At 47.5% G+C, this 14,332-nt stretch carries 15 protein-coding genes; 13 read left to right on the top strand and 2 right to left on the bottom strand.

Annotated elements, in window-relative coordinates; genetic code table 11:
• Positions 1–218 precede the first annotated feature (218 nt).
• From BM191_RS02910 to citG, 8 genes are read left to right on the top strand one after another with little or no spacing between them, the layout of a single operon-like run.
• Positions 219–1,577 carry a 2-hydroxycarboxylate transporter family protein gene (locus tag BM191_RS02910; RefSeq protein WP_092874888.1) on the top strand — a complete coding sequence of 453 codons (1,359 nt, stop codon included), beginning with the start codon at positions 219–221 and terminating at the stop codon, positions 1,575–1,577.
• 19 nt (positions 1,578–1,596) lie between these two features.
• A complete protein-coding gene (locus tag BM191_RS02915; RefSeq protein ID WP_092874891.1) occupies positions 1,597–2,463 on the top strand; it encodes a fumarylacetoacetate hydrolase family protein in 867 nt (288 codons plus the stop codon).
• Between the two features lie 10 nt (positions 2,464–2,473).
• Complete coding sequence (gene citC / locus BM191_RS02920; RefSeq protein ID WP_092874894.1) at positions 2,474–3,511, top strand: [citrate (pro-3S)-lyase] ligase; 1,038 nt, start codon at positions 2,474–2,476, stop codon at positions 3,509–3,511.
• Positions 3,512–3,540: 29 nt separating this feature from the next.
• Positions 3,541–3,834: a citrate lyase acyl carrier protein gene (gene citD / locus BM191_RS02925; RefSeq protein ID WP_092874897.1), complete on the top strand. Its 294-nt coding sequence runs from the start codon at positions 3,541–3,543 to the stop codon at positions 3,832–3,834.
• A complete protein-coding gene (gene citE / locus BM191_RS02930; protein ID WP_092874900.1) occupies positions 3,831–4,703 on the top strand; it encodes a citrate (pro-3S)-lyase subunit beta in 873 nt (290 codons plus the stop codon). Before citD ends, citE begins: the two co-directional genes overlap by 4 nt.
• Before the next feature lie 19 nt (positions 4,704–4,722).
• Entirely contained in the window at positions 4,723–6,249 is a 1,527-nt protein-coding gene (gene citF / locus BM191_RS02935; protein ID WP_092874903.1) for a citrate lyase subunit alpha, read from the top strand.
• Positions 6,246–6,785: a citrate lyase holo-[acyl-carrier protein] synthase gene (citX, locus tag BM191_RS02940; protein ID WP_230479489.1), complete on the top strand. Its 540-nt coding sequence runs from the start codon at positions 6,246–6,248 to the stop codon at positions 6,783–6,785. The genes citF and citX overlap by 4 nt, the downstream gene beginning before the upstream one ends.
• Positions 6,763–7,617: a triphosphoribosyl-dephospho-CoA synthase CitG gene (gene citG, locus BM191_RS02945; RefSeq protein WP_092874909.1), complete on the top strand. Its 855-nt coding sequence runs from the start codon at positions 6,763–6,765 to the stop codon at positions 7,615–7,617. The genes citX and citG overlap by 23 nt, the downstream gene beginning before the upstream one ends.
• A gap of 53 nt (positions 7,618–7,670) precedes the next feature.
• Here citG and BM191_RS02950 read toward each other — a convergent pair whose 3' ends face one another.
• Positions 7,671–8,021 (bottom strand): hypothetical protein, encoded by a 351-nt coding sequence (locus tag BM191_RS02950; RefSeq protein WP_092874912.1) that lies wholly within the window; start codon positions 8,019–8,021, stop codon positions 7,671–7,673.
• Between the two features lie 326 nt (positions 8,022–8,347).
• On the opposite strand from BM191_RS02950, the gene BM191_RS02955 reads away from it, so the two are divergent.
• From BM191_RS02955 to BM191_RS02975, 5 genes are all read left to right on the top strand, one after another.
• Positions 8,348–9,220: a metal ABC transporter substrate-binding protein gene (locus BM191_RS02955; RefSeq protein WP_329957238.1), complete on the top strand. Its 873-nt coding sequence runs from the start codon at positions 8,348–8,350 to the stop codon at positions 9,218–9,220.
• Complete coding sequence (locus BM191_RS02960; protein WP_092874918.1) at positions 9,217–10,038, top strand: manganese/iron ABC transporter ATP-binding protein; 822 nt, start codon at positions 9,217–9,219, stop codon at positions 10,036–10,038. Before BM191_RS02955 ends, BM191_RS02960 begins: the two co-directional genes overlap by 4 nt.
• A gap of 2 nt (positions 10,039–10,040) precedes the next feature.
• Positions 10,041–10,913 (top strand): iron/manganese ABC transporter permease subunit SitC, encoded by an 873-nt coding sequence (sitC, locus tag BM191_RS02965; protein ID WP_092874921.1) that lies wholly within the window; start codon positions 10,041–10,043, stop codon positions 10,911–10,913.
• On the top strand, positions 10,894–11,760 hold the full coding sequence (locus BM191_RS02970; protein ID WP_092874924.1) for a metal ABC transporter permease: 867 nt from the start codon (positions 10,894–10,896) through the stop codon (positions 11,758–11,760). The genes sitC and BM191_RS02970 overlap by 20 nt, the downstream gene beginning before the upstream one ends.
• 735 nt (positions 11,761–12,495) lie before the next feature.
• Positions 12,496–13,224 (top strand): helix-turn-helix transcriptional regulator, encoded by a 729-nt coding sequence (locus BM191_RS02975; protein WP_092874927.1) that lies wholly within the window; start codon positions 12,496–12,498, stop codon positions 13,222–13,224.
• Here the strand turns inward: BM191_RS02975 and BM191_RS02980 are convergent.
• Positions 13,193–13,891 (bottom strand): acyl-homoserine-lactone synthase, encoded by a 699-nt coding sequence (locus BM191_RS02980; protein WP_092874930.1) that lies wholly within the window; start codon positions 13,889–13,891, stop codon positions 13,193–13,195. The two genes, BM191_RS02975 and BM191_RS02980, sit on opposite strands and share 32 nt — an antisense overlap.
• Positions 13,892–14,332 lie beyond the last annotated feature (441 nt).

The raw sequence follows: 14,332 nt of genomic DNA on the forward strand, positions 1-14,332 counted from the left end.
TATTAATTAAATTAATTATATTCCGATTCCTTATGGTAGGATAAACCTTAGCGTAGTCTTTAATGGTATGTTAATGGTTTTTTACAGAATAAAAATAAAGTCTTTAAAAACCATTATGTTCTTAAAAACCTCGTTTTATTTATGACCTGAATCAATCTAAATAAATCGTTATTTTCCTATTTTGATTTCTTTGAGATTTCATTCCAGGGAAAAAGTAAATGAGCTTAACAGATGATTCTTATATAGATCCCGAAAAACAGAAGAAACCCGAGATTTCATTCGCAGAGAAATGGTGGCACATTCTTGATAACTGGAAGATCGGAATCGTTCCTCTTCCGCTATTCATTCTGGCGGGTGCGTTAATTGCTTTGAATTGCCTGAATGGCCACCTCTCCAGCAGTATGGTGGTGATGGTGGCAACAATGGCTTTCTTCGGTTTTGCCTGCGGTGAATTTGGTAAGCGTCTGCCTTATTTAGGTAAAATCGGAGCAGCAGCTATTTGTGCGACCTTCATTCCTTCAGCGCTGGTTTACTATGGCTGGCTACCAACTGAAGTCGTTAAATGTACCACTGAATTTTATAAATCAACCGATATCCTGTATCTCTACATCTGCTGCATAATCGTCGGTAGTGTGATGAGCATGAATCGTACTACGTTGATTCGTGGTTTTTTTCGCATCGTGTTTCCGATGGTATGCGGTGAAATTGTCGGCATGTTCGTCGGCGTTGGTGTCGGATACCTGCTGGGGATTACGCCGTTTGAGACCTTTTTCTTTATCGTTTTACCGATAATGGCCGGTGGTGTTGGCGAAGGAGCCATCCCTTTGTCGATTGGTTACGCCACTATTTTGCATATGAACCAAGGGGTTGCTCTCGGTAAGGTTCTGCCTATCGTCATGCTCGGTGGCCTGTTTGCGGTTGTGATGGGAGGATGTCTTAACCAACTGGGTAAACGTTTTCCGCATCTTACCGGTAACGGGGAGCTGATGCCCGATGTGAAGAATGACGTTGGTACGAGTCTGACTGAGGAGTTCACTGGCAAAGTTGACGTTAACGCTATAGCTTCCGGGGCGCTGTTGGCCGTGCTGCTCTATATGATTGGCATGCTCATTCAGCACTACATTAGCTTGCCAGCACCCGTTGGTATGTTATTTGTTGCCGTTCTGCTGAAAGTTGGCAACACAGTTTCACCTCGTATGCAGCATGGTTCACAGGTTGTTTATAAATTTTTCCAGTCAGCGGTAACCTATCCCATCCTGTTCGCTGTTGGCGTCGCCATCACGCCCTGGCAAGACCTTGTCAGCGCCTTCAGCGTGTCAAACCTGCTTGTGATTATCAGTACCGTTGGTGCCACAACGATCACCGGTTCGCTGGTTGGCCGTAAGCTCGGTATGCACCCGATTGATGTCGCCGTTGTTTCATGTTGCCAGAGTGGGCAGGGTGGCACCGGTGCTGTCGCCATTTTATCAGCGGCAAACCGCATGTCATTGATGCCTTTCGCCCAGATAGCTATTCGAGTCGGTGGTGCGCTCAACGTCGCGCTGTCGCTGCTGGTTCTCAGCAACTTTATTCTTTGACTATAACGGATCGATTATCGTGAAACTTGCAGCCTATTTATTTAACGGATGCCGTAGTTACGGCATTAAAACCGAAAACGGGATCATTGATCTGGGGGCTCGGCTTGGAAAACGCTACGTCGATTTGAAGGCGTTACTCGCCAGTAATGCGCAGGCTGAGGCGGCTGAATATCAACATCATTTACCTGATCTGACCTTGAGCGAAGTCGACTTTCTGCCGGTGATCGATAATCCCGGAAAAATTATCTGTGTGGGGATGAACTATGCGGATAAACGTCTGGAGTTTAACGAACAGAATCCGGCCCCGACGCTGTTTGTACGCTTTGCCGATTCTCAAACGGGTCACCTTCAGCCGGTACTGAAACCGCGCTATTCAGCTGAGTTTGACTATGAAGGCGAGCTGGCCGTCATTATTGGCCGTACGGGGGTCAACATACCGCGTGAACAGGCACTGGCGCACGTTGCTGGCTACAGCTGCTATATGGATGGCTCAGCTCGCGACTGGCAGCACACCTGGTATACCGCCGGAAAGAACGGTCGCTGCACTGGGGCTTTTGGTCCCTGGATGACTACCTGTGATGAAATTCCTGATCCGCAAAAACTCACGCTCGTCACCCGACTTAATGGTCAGCAGGTTCAGCAGGATTCCACCTGTAACATGATCTATACCGTTGCAGCGCTGATTGAATATATTTCGACCTTTACCTCACTGAGCGCCGGTGACGTGATCATTACCGGCTCCCCTGGGGGCGTTGGTAAAAAACGTACGCCACCGCTGTTTATGCATCCCGGCGACCGTATCGAAGTTGAAATTGAGCATATTGGCTGCTTATCAAATCAGATTGCCGATGCGCCCCTGAGCGTGCCGGAAGTGGTGGCGGCGTAAGGAGTACAATATGGTTTCTGAAAGCGGTTTGCGGTTGCTGATCGTTGATATCAGGCGCGATCTACAAATAAAAGCGGAAGTCGTTCGCTTATTGCAGGCCTGTCAGCTGGAAATGGACGACGCTATTTCGCTATTTGTGGTTGCACAGTCCGGTCAGGAGCTGGCAGGTTGCGCCGGGCTGGATGGCAATGTCGTCAAGTGCGTAGCAGTTGATGAACGTTGGCGCGGTGAAAATGTTTGTGCCGGATTAATGAGTGAAATCCAAAACTATGCAATGTCGCAGGGGCATCTGCATCTGTTTTTATTCACCCGACCGACTAATCGTAGCCGTTTTCAACAGTGTGGCTTCTGGCCCATTGCGCAAACTGACAGCGTGTTGTTGATGGAAAATATCCCACGCGGTATCAACCGTTATTGTGCGACGCTGGCTCAGTCGCTGCGGTCGGGAGAAAAAATCGGCTCCGTCGTGATGAATGCCAATCCTTTTACGCTTGGACATCGGTATCTGGCAGAGCAGGCCGCCGCGTGCTGCGACTGGTTGCATATTTTTGTGGTTGAGGAAAATGCCTCGCTGTTTTCTTTTGATGATCGTCTGGCAATGGTGCAACAAGGCGTCAGTGATTTGCCTAACGTCAGTGTTCATAAGGGCGGCGCTTATATTATTTCACGCGCCACCTTTCCTTCCTATTTTCTTAAAGCCAGCGGCAACGTTGAGCAGGCATGGTGTGCGCTGGATTTACGCATTTTTCGCCAGTACATCGCACCAGCACTGCACGTCACACACCGTTTTGTTGGCAGCGAGCCGTTCTGTCCGGTTACGCGTCAGTACAACCAGGCCATGCAGGCTGATTTAAGTGCCTATGATAGCGGGTTACCCGCGATTAATGTGGTGGAAATGCCGCGCATGACTGATGCAGGCGGCGTAGCCGTTTCAGCGTCTGAAGTGCGCAGACTGCTTACAGCACATCAATTTCCTGCTATTGCACGGCGGGTGCCCCCCAGTACGTTGCAGTACTTACAGACGAAGCATTTTGCTTTAACCGCATGAGTTAACGAGATTTAAACTGAGATTTTTATATGAAGATTACTAAGGAAGCGTTGGCTGGCACCATTGAGTCCAGCGACCTGATGGTCAAGGTAGCTCCCGCGCCGGGCGAATTAGATATTGTTATTCGTAGCGAGGTCTACAAGCAGTTTGGTGAGCAAATTCGCCTCGTGGTTGATGAGACGCTGAGAAAAATGCAGGTAACCGAAGGGCAGATCGTGGTTGAAGATAAAGGGGCGCTGGACTGTGTGATCCGCGCCCGCTTGCAGAGCGCAGTGCTGCGCTCGGTTGAAGATGCCAGCATCAACTGGGAGGCAATGAAATGAAAAAGCTTCGCCGTAGCATGTTGTTTCTGCCCGGTGCTAATGCCGCTATGCTCTCCAACGCGTTTATCTATCGCCCGGATTCCATCATGTTTGATTTGGAGGATGCGGTTGCGCTGCGGGAAAAGGATAGCGCCAGAATGTTAGTTTTCCACGCCCTCCAGCATCCGATGTATCAGGATATTGAAACCGTAGTGCGTATAAATTCGTTGCGAACGCCGTTTGGCCTGGCCGACCTTGAAGCGGTAGTCCGTGCAGGTGTGGATATTGTGCGTCTGCCAAAAACCGATTCGCCGGAGGATATTTATGAGCTTGAAGAGCATCTGGTGCGCATCGAAAAAGAGTGTGGCCGTGCGCCTGGCTCAACACGCCTGTTGGCAGCAATCGAATCGGCGTCAGGGGTGGTTAACGCCGTGGCGATTGCCTGCAGCTCAAAGCGTCTGATGGGTATTGCGCTGGCGGCATTCGATTATGTCATGGATATGCAGACCGAACGTGGTGACGGCAGTGAACTGTTTTATGCGCGCTGTACTGTGCTGCATGCCGCGCGAGTGGCCGGTATCGATGCCTTTGACGTGGTATGGCCTGACGTCAACGATGAGCAGGGTTTTTTGCAGGAAGTTGATCTTATCCGTAAGCTTGGCTTTAACGGCAAATCACTGATTAATCCGCGTCAGATAGAGCTGTTACATAACGCCTATGCGCCTACAAGCCAGGAGGTCGAGCATGCAAAAAATGTCGTGCAGGCCGCAGAGGAGGGCGAACGTAATGGTCTTGGTGTGGTTTCACTCAACGGTAAAATGATCGACGGGCCGATTATCGACCACGCCCGGCTCGTTCTGGAACGTGCTAAAACCGGCATTCGCCGCTAATTATTCAGTGAGATAGGCAATGAGCGAGATAATCGAAGAATTACAGCAAAAATATCCCCAGTTCCAGAAGCTGGCACCGTTTAACGGCGCGCACGCAGCAACGCCGTGGCTGAATGATACACAGAGTAAGTATCAGCGTAAGCTCTGTGACAGCCTGGAAGAAGCGGTTAAGCGCAGCGGCCTTCAAAATGGCATGACGATATCGTTCCATCACGCATTTCGCGAAGGTGATCGTGTCATTAATCAGGTCATCGGCTTGCTGGCAAAAATGGGCTTTCGTGACCTAACCCTGGCTTCCAGTTCACTCATGACCTGCAACGAGCCGCTGATCGAACATATCCGCGCCGGTGTCATCAGCCGCATATGGACCTCCGGTATGCGTGGCCGCCTGGCCGATGAGATTTCTCACGGCCTGATGGAACATCCGGTGCAGATACATTCTCACGGTGGGCGGGTCAATTTATTACAGAAAGGCGAAATCAAGATTGATGTGGCTTTTCTCGGCGTACCCTGCAGCGATGAGTTCGGCAATGCTAACGGTACCCGTGGTAGCGCCTGCTGCGGATCGCTGGGTTACGCGATGGTGGATGCGCAGTTCGCCCGTAAGGTGGTGCTGCTGACTGAAATGCTGGTCCCTTATCCTAATATGCCAGCCAGTCTGGTTCAGGATCAGGTTGATTACGTGGTAAAGGTTGATAGCGTCGGCGATGCGGAAAAAATTAGCGTTGGTGCCGCGCGAGTTACCAGTAATCCGCGTGAGTTATTAATCGCCCGTCAGGCGGCTGATGTTATTGAACATTCAGGCTATTTCAAAAACGGTTTTTCGATGCAAACCGGCTCCGGCGCGGCGGCGACGGCGTGCACTCGCTTTATGCAGGAAAAAATGGAGCGGGCGCAAATTGTGGCACGTTTTGCTCTAGGGGGGATCACTGGTAGCCTGGTGGATCTGCATGAAAAGGGATTGATTGAAACCCTTCTCGATACCCAGTGCTTTGATGGTCAGGCAGCGGCTTCGTTGGCCAGAAATCCTAATCATGTTGAGATATCGACCAACGTTTACGCCAATCCCGGCGCTAAAGCGGCTTGCTGTGACAGGCTCGATGTGGTTATTCTCAGCGCGCTTGAGATCGATACCGACTTTAACGTTAATGTTATCACCGGCTCCGATGGCGTTATGCGCGGCGCGTCAGGTGGTCATTGCGACGTTGCCGCGGGTGCTAATCTTACCATCGTGGTGGCGCCATTGATCCGCAGCCGTATTCCAACCGTGGTTCGTCGGGTGACGACAATGGTCACGCCGGGCGAAAGCATTGACGTACTGGTTACCGATCATGGCATCGCCGTTAACCCGGCGCGGCCAGAAGTACGCGAGCGTCTGCTTAAGGCCGGATTACCGGTAATGGACATTGAGGCGCTCTATCAACGGGCGATTGTGCTCTGTGGCAATCCGCGTCCGATTGCCTTTGCCGACCGCATTGTTGGCGTGATCCGCTATCGGGACGGCACAGTGATTGATGTGGTACGTCAGGTAAAAGAGGACGAGTGATGCAGGAGACGTCTGCAATGCCAGGCGTCAGCCTCACTGAGGTGCTGGACGCCAAAGATCAGCGCGCACAACGCCAGCAGGATTGGCGGACGCGCTGGCAGTCGCCGCTGCTCTCTCTGACGCTGGTGACCCCCGGCCCGGTTAAAGACAGCATTCGCTATCGTAACTGTATGGGCGTCGCGTTGCAGGCCTGCGATCAGCTGCTGTGGCGTAATGGCTGGAAAGTATTACAACGTGAGGTTTTTTGGCTGCCTACCGGCCCGGAAGCGTTATGGTGCTTAGATCAGCCAGCGCAATTAATTAAAAACGCAGTGATTGAGCTGGAAGATCAGCATCCGCTGGGCCGTCTGTGGGATATCGACGTGGTGACGCCGCAAGGTACGATGCTGTGCCGCAAAGCCAGTGGTTTCGCACCACGCCGCTGCGTGATTTGCGACGATGAAGCCCATGTCTGTAGCCGATCCCGTCGCCATCCACTGGCACAGGTCGTCGGACAGATCGAACAAACCATAGATGACTGGTTACGACGTGACTAATTCTGCCGCTGTTATCGCTGTATCGCCGCCATTGATCGCGAATCTTGCACGTCAGGCCATGATCGACGAAGTGAACCTGACACCTAAGCCGGGCCTGGTCGATCGTGACAATAGCGGCGCACATCGTGATATGGACCTGGCGCTATTTATGTGCAGTATTGACGCGATCACGCCGTGGTTCAGCCAGTTTTATCAGTTGGGATATGAGCATGCCTGGCGGCCAGCCGCGGAGGTGCTGACGATTATCCGTCCGGCTGGCATTGCCTGTGAGCAGGCAATGTTCAGTGCGACCGGTGGCGTTAACACCCATAAAGGCGGCATTTTTTCACTGGGTATACTGTGTGTCGCTGCCGGGCGGTTAAGCGCACTGGAGAACGCTCTGACGCAACGTAGCCTGTGTCGTCAGGTGAGTGAAATCACGCAGGGGCTGGTTGCCAGAGAGTTAATGATGCGCCGCCATGCGTCTACGGCAGGCGAGCGGCTTTATCAGCGCTGGGGGCTGACAGGTGCCAGAGGGGAGGTTGAAAGTGGTTTCCGTATCATCAGGCAGTCGGTACTGCCATTCTGGCAGAGGCACCAGCCTGACGATCGATGTTTGCATGACGCTTTGTTACGCCTGATGGCGGTTAATCCTGATACTAATCTTGCTGCCCGCGGCGGGCTACAAGGCTTGCGCTTTGTACAACGCTACGCCCAAAATTTATTACTGAAAGGCTGGAATAGGGCCTCCCTGGAACAGATGGACAGGGCACTTATCGCGCGCAATTTGAGCCCTGGTGGCAGCGCTGATCTGTTGGCAGTCGCACAGGTTTTGTCCGCCTTAGTATATTGACGAATCGCGCTGTTTTTACCTGAAGACCGCCCTCGATAAGATAAACTTACTGGTTACGGTTGTTCGCTGAGGCCTGCCTGGTTGATACGTGTCATACAACTGTACAGGTCTGCACTGTCATTTTTTTCACTGCGTCCAAGATTGCCTGGATCGGTGCGTTTGCAAGTCACCGCCGGACTGGACAGATAGACTGAACCTGCCGCGCCAGAGCTAACAACATAGCCCTCCTGCTCCCGTACTTTCTCCAGATAGTGGTAGATCTTCTTCGACTGTGCGGCGGAAAAATTCACTGTAAGGCCGCTATCGTCTATTTCAATTTGGTTTTCAGCGGCGTGTATTCCGCTGCTAAAAATTGCTGTGATTGATAAGGCAAGAGACAGAGCATCAGAGCGTTTTAATTTCATAAATAATCCTCTTATCCACTGTGGCAGATTACCGTTACACCTATCAGCAACGTTTGCTGATACAGTAAAATATATTATATCAGGGTGTTTTCACCTGTTTTTACTATTGCCGATACCGATTGAAAACAATCATTTCAACCTATCTTTCTGATAAATAATCAATTATAAATTTTTGCGCACGCACAGTGCTACAAAATGTTATCGAGAATAATTGTCATTTAATCTTAGCTGATGGTATAAATCATAGCCTCTGCTATCTTTCACGCTTTCGGAGAAAAACGATGTATTTATTAAAAAAAACAAAAGTTTTACTGCTAACCGGGTTCATGCTGGCCGTCAGCAGCAGTGCTGCGCTGGCGGCAGAGAAATTTAAGGTTGTGACCACCTTTACCGTCATTGCGGATATGGCAAAAAATGTGGCGGGTGATGCTGCGGACGTAAGCTCAATCACTAAACCCGGCGCGGAAATTCACGAATATCAGCCCACCCCAGGGGATATTAAACGCGCACAAGGCGCACAGTTAATTCTGGCAAACGGACTCAATCTTGAACTGTGGTTTAAACGTTTCTATCAACACCTCAACGGTGTTCCAGAAGTGGTGGTTACCAGGGGCATTAAACCGATGGGGATCACTGAGGGGCCATATAATGGAAAGCCCAATCCCCATGCCTGGATGTCGCCAGATAATGCCTTAATTTACGTTGATAATATCCGGGATGCGTTGGTGAAATACGACCCGGTAAATGCCGCAATATACCGGCATAATGCTGACGTTTATAAGAAAAAAATAATCAGCACCCTTGAGCCGCTTAGAAAACAGGTCGCCGGGCTACCGGAAGATAAGCGCTGGTTAGTTTCCAGCGAAGGGGCGTTCTCCTATCTTGCACGCGATCTTGGACTGAAAGAGCTGTATCTATGGCCCATCAATGCTGATCAGCAGGGTACGCCACAGCAGGTACGTAAAGTTATTGATTTAGTCAGAAAAAATCATATTCCTGCCGTATTCAGTGAAAGTACGGTTTCCGACAAACCAGCTCGTCAGGTCGCGCGTGAAACGGGTGCGCATTATGGCGGTGTGCTGTATGTCGATTCCCTGAGTAAGCAAGACGGCCCGGTTCCGACTTATATCGACCTGCTTAAAGTCACGACCTCTACCGTGGTGCAAGGTATCAAAGATGGCATGAAGGATAAGTCATGAGTACAACGGCAGGGATTGCGGTTTCTGACGTGACCGTAACTTACCGTAACGGTCACTCAGCGTTACGGCAGGCCAGCTTTAACGTACCCAGCGGTTCTATTGCGGCGCTGGTAGGAGTTAATGGTTCCGGTAAGTCAACGCTGTTCAAAGCATTAATGGGCTTTGTACGTCTTTCCAGCGGCGCCATATCCATACTTGGACGCACGACGAAGCAGGCGCTGCGTCAAAACCTTGTGGCTTATGTGCCACAAGCTGAAGAAGTGGACTGGTCGTTTCCGGTTTTAGTTGAAGATGTCGTGATGATGGGGCGCTATGGTCATATGGGGATGCTACGCATTCCTGGCGCTGAGGATAAACGTATCGTCAGCGAGGCGTTGGAGCGGGTCGATATGCTGGATTTTCGCCGCCGTCAGATTGGCGAGCTGTCCGGAGGGCAAAAGAAGCGTGTTTTCCTCGCGAGGGCAATTGCGCAGCAGGGTGAGCTTATTCTACTGGATGAGCCTTTCACCGGTGTTGACGTCAAAACTGAAGCTAAAATCACCAGCCTGCTGCACGAGCTTCGTATGGAGGGTAAAACCATGCTGGTTTCCACCCATAATCTTGGATCGGTGAAGGATTTTTGCGACTATTGCGTGCTGGTGAAGGGGACGGTGCTGGCTTATGGGCCAACTGAAACGACGTTTACAATGGAAAATCTGGAGCGGGCTTTCAGCGGCGTTCTACGCCATGTGGTATTAAGCGGGTCTGAAGATCGGATTGTCACCGATGATGAGCGCCCGTTCGTTTCACATCGTATTCCCGACAAAGAAAGGGCGTGATAATGGCATTTCTACTGGAACCTTTTCACTATCAATACATGCTGAATGCGATGTGGGTTTCGGCGACGGTAGGAGGGCTGTGCGCGTTCCTGTCCTGTTACCTGATGTTGAAAGGTTGGTCATTAATTGGCGACGCACTGTCGCATTCAATCGTACCGGGAGTGGCTGGCGCTTATATGCTTGGCGTGCCTTTTTCAATCGGTGCTTTTCTATCCGGTGGTCTTGCTGCCGGCAGCATGTTATTTCTCAACCAACGCACACGCCTGAAAGAGGACGCTATTATTGGGCTGATTTTTTCCTCTTTTTTTGGTATTGGGCTGTTTATGGTGTCGCTGAACCCGACATCCGTCAATGTACAAACTATCGTGCTGGGTAATATCCTGGCGATTGCTCCTTCAGATATTCTCCAGCTTGCCATTATTGGCGCGGTCTCCATTATGGTGCTGTTCTTTAAGTGGAAAGACCTGATGGTGACCTTCTTCGATGAGAATCATGCCCGCACTATCGGCCTGCGTCCAGAGCGGCTTAAGCTGATTTTTTTCACGCTGCTGGCGGCCTCAACTGTCGCAGCATTGCAAACGGTAGGCGCTTTTTTGGTGATTTGCCTGGTCGTTACGCCCGGAGCGACCGCCTGGCTATTGTCAGACCGCTTCCCGCGCTTGCTGTGCATTGCTGTGGCCATCGGCAGCGTGACAAGTTTCCTCGGTGCATGGGCAAGTTACTACCTCGACGGCGCTACCGGCGGCATTATTGTTGTTGCACAAACATTGCTTTTTCTGCTGGCATTTATTTTCGCCCCGACTCACGGACTGCTGGCTAACCGTCGGCGCGCCCGCCAGGCAACAGGAGAGAATCATGATAACCGCGCTGCTTGAGCCTTTTCAGTTCAGCTTTATGACCAGCGCGCTGCTGGCCGCGCTGCTGGTTGCGATACCGTGCGCACTGCTTTCAGTCTTTCTGGTACTGAAAGGCTGGGCACTGATGGGCGATGCAATGAGTCATGCGGTTTTTCCCGGCGTTGTGCTGGCCTGGATGCTCAGTATCCCTCTCGGTGCTGGCGCTTTTGTCGCCGGACTGTTCTGTGCGCTGGCAACGGGCTTTTTGAAAGATAATAGCCGGATTAAACAGGATACAGTGATGGGAATCGTATTCTCCGGTATGTTTGCCGCCGGTCTGATCCTCTATATCGCGCTTAAGCCAGAGGTTCACCTCGATCATATTTTGTTCGGCGATATGCTGGGTATAACCTTTACCGATATGCAGCAGACGATGGTAATCTCGGCCGTAGTCGCCGTAGTGATCGCCGTTAAATGGCGTGACTTTTTGCTGTTCTGCTTTGATATACAGCAGGCAAGGGCCTGTGGATTGCGCACCGGCTGGCTGCACTACGGCCTGCTATGCATGGTCTCTCTGACGATAGTGGCAACACTCAAATCAGTTGGAATTATTCTGTCGATCTCGTTATTGATCGCGCCCGGCGCAATTTCTGTTTTGCTAACCCGACGCTTTCATCAGGCATTGCTGATCGCTGTGGCCATCTCGATCATTATCTCTATGGCAGGCGTGTATCTGTCGTTCTATATTGACAGTGCACCGGCTCCAACCATCGTGGTGCTGTTTGCCGGCGTATTCGTTGTTACTTTTATTTTTTCCAGTCTGAGCGTACGTCGGCGGGAGCGCCAACGCCTTATATCAGATCAAACTGATCCACGGTACCAATGATAGTCAAATCCTGTTTGCGCCGTAAAATGGCGTAAGCAGGCTCCTCTAATCCGCATGTTGGCTAACCCGCGCTCACACTTCAGTATCCAATCAACCCCCTGATAAGCAATAACAAACCAGGCAAGGTTACCAGGCCCGCATGAAAAATTGCGCCATTTTATGTGCGGATCAAGCAGATTTTCTGCTTTCCTGGTAAGAATAGCCGCTGGCGTGTTAAATTAATCAATATTAGCGCGACGAAAAGGAATTTAAAAAGACTAAAAAATCGCCATTCGAAAATGGCGAATAAAAAGGAATGAAAAAAATTGCAGTGCAGTAAATTGCTCAGGTCTTACAAGAATATTATTGCCTGGATAGCATTTATAAAATTGATCCATATCAATTTAATTCAATGAGTAACTAAACCACGATTAAATGAAAATCACTATTTTCTGATTTGCAGAAAAAGCGATCATTATTTCAGAGCGTATAACCTGAGAGGGTGATCTCGAAGATCTTTAGCATATCTGATTGACATTATCAGGATGGAAAAATGTAAATTAGTATATTTGACGGGATAAATGTAATGTATAGTAGTGTTAGTTAATAAAAAATTCTTGGTTTAGATATTATCATTTTAACTAAAGGTAAAGGGTTGGAAATTTTTATTTATGTTAAAAAATATGATTACCTAGTTGCGCATTTAACTCTTAAGCGCTATCTTGAATATATTAATGACACATAATGGAATTTTATATGAAAAACTACTTTAATGATAAAAAAATAAATTCATTAATAAAGAAAAAATTAGATAATGAAATCAATGCTTATGGAGGGTTTAAGTATGCGTACGCAATACTAAATAAAAAAGATCCAAATGATATGGAGATCATTAATAATCACGAGCCTTGGTTTGAACTTTATTTGACTGGAAGTTATCAGTTGATTGATCCCGTTATCTTAAAAGCCTTGGATAGAGTACAAGACTTCCCTTGGGACGAGAAATTGATGATCACATCTGAGTTGAAGTTATCGAATATATTTAAAGCCGGTGAAGATTATAATATAAATACTGGGCATACTTTTTTACTCCACGATAATAAATCTAATCTCGCTATGTTATCTATCTTCGGATACACAGTTGATAAAATTAATTTTAGAGAAGTTATCTCCGAGAATAAATTTAACTTACAATATCTATTGATTTCTATTCATCAAATGTTACTTGAGTTATATAAAGAAATTGACGGTAAAAGGAGAGAGAAAAATCATGTATTAACAAATAGAGAAAATCAAATATTATATTGGGCTAGTTTGGGTAAAACTTATCAAGAAATAGGGATGATACTTAGCATAGGAATTAGTACTGTAAAGTTTCACATGAGAAATATAGTCAATAAATTAGGCGTATCAAATGCTAAGCATGCAATAAAGTTAGCTGAAGAACTTAAAATCATCCGCCCACTAACAAGTCAGGATCAATAGCAATAGGCCACTCAGTAAGTTTTTTTTCATCCACATTACTAGTCATCATTAATTTGTTGATAAGATTATAAATATTTTCTTGATTTGTTGGCATGGCAATGAAGTATATTGTTTCATTCTTTTCTGAAATTCCCTCTGATATTATTTTCACATTCCATTGTGCTCTTTTGAAAATGGTATACATCTGCTTGCTTACGATCGAATACATTGCTTCATATTGTGATTTTCTGACAAAATTGATCATTGATATAAATAGAATTAAACTTAAACCTTTACCAAAAAGATTGTGTTTTTTTGTTACATCTTTATCAATAAACAACCGGCTTGCTTCGATGAAGTTACCAAAAGGTATATTTATATCATCGAAGTATGGAGAAAAAACCTCACTTATCATGTTATCATTATTAAGTTCAATTAATCTTACGCCGAATAATATATCACCTTTTAGCTCCCCTAAGATATACTTGGTGTTTGAGTTATCATATTTATCAAATTCCATGTTCAATTCACAGCTTACCTGCCATTTCAATCTATCGTAAAATGTTTTTTTTCGTAAAACGTATAGACACTTGAGCTTATCGCTTGAAAGATCATCAAATTTTTTATCACTGACGTGAATCATATGATCTTCAGTGTGATTCAAGGAGGATGTCTTAATATTTAACATTTATGGGCCTTGTGATTGTTTGAGTTCCAAGATTGATATTATAGAGGCTGAAAAATCTAAAGTGTAGTTTTTAATACTATTTTACATAAAATAATGGAAAATAAAATTACAAAAAAATACTCGCGAAATTAGATATATATATCTAAGAACCTGATGTTATTTCAAAGTGAGGGATATTAAAAGTTATTTAACGTAAATATTTTAAACAGATCATTATAATTTTAGATGCTGGAGATCATAGAGTGGATAACTAACAGGCATAGCTTATATGTTATTATAGGATTGTATTTTAACGACCGGATGGAATATATAAATTTACGCAGATTATAGCATGTGGTAGTGCCCTGCTAACCCAGTTCAAAAAAATTTGTCAACCCCTGAATGGAGTAAGCAGATCGTTCTGATCTAAAGAATTGAGCTCCTTCTTTCTAGGCTGGTTTT

Source organism: Izhakiella capsodis (assembly GCF_900115045.1).
In the GTDB taxonomy this organism is placed as follows: Bacteria; Pseudomonadota; Gammaproteobacteria; order Enterobacterales; family Enterobacteriaceae; genus Izhakiella; species Izhakiella capsodis.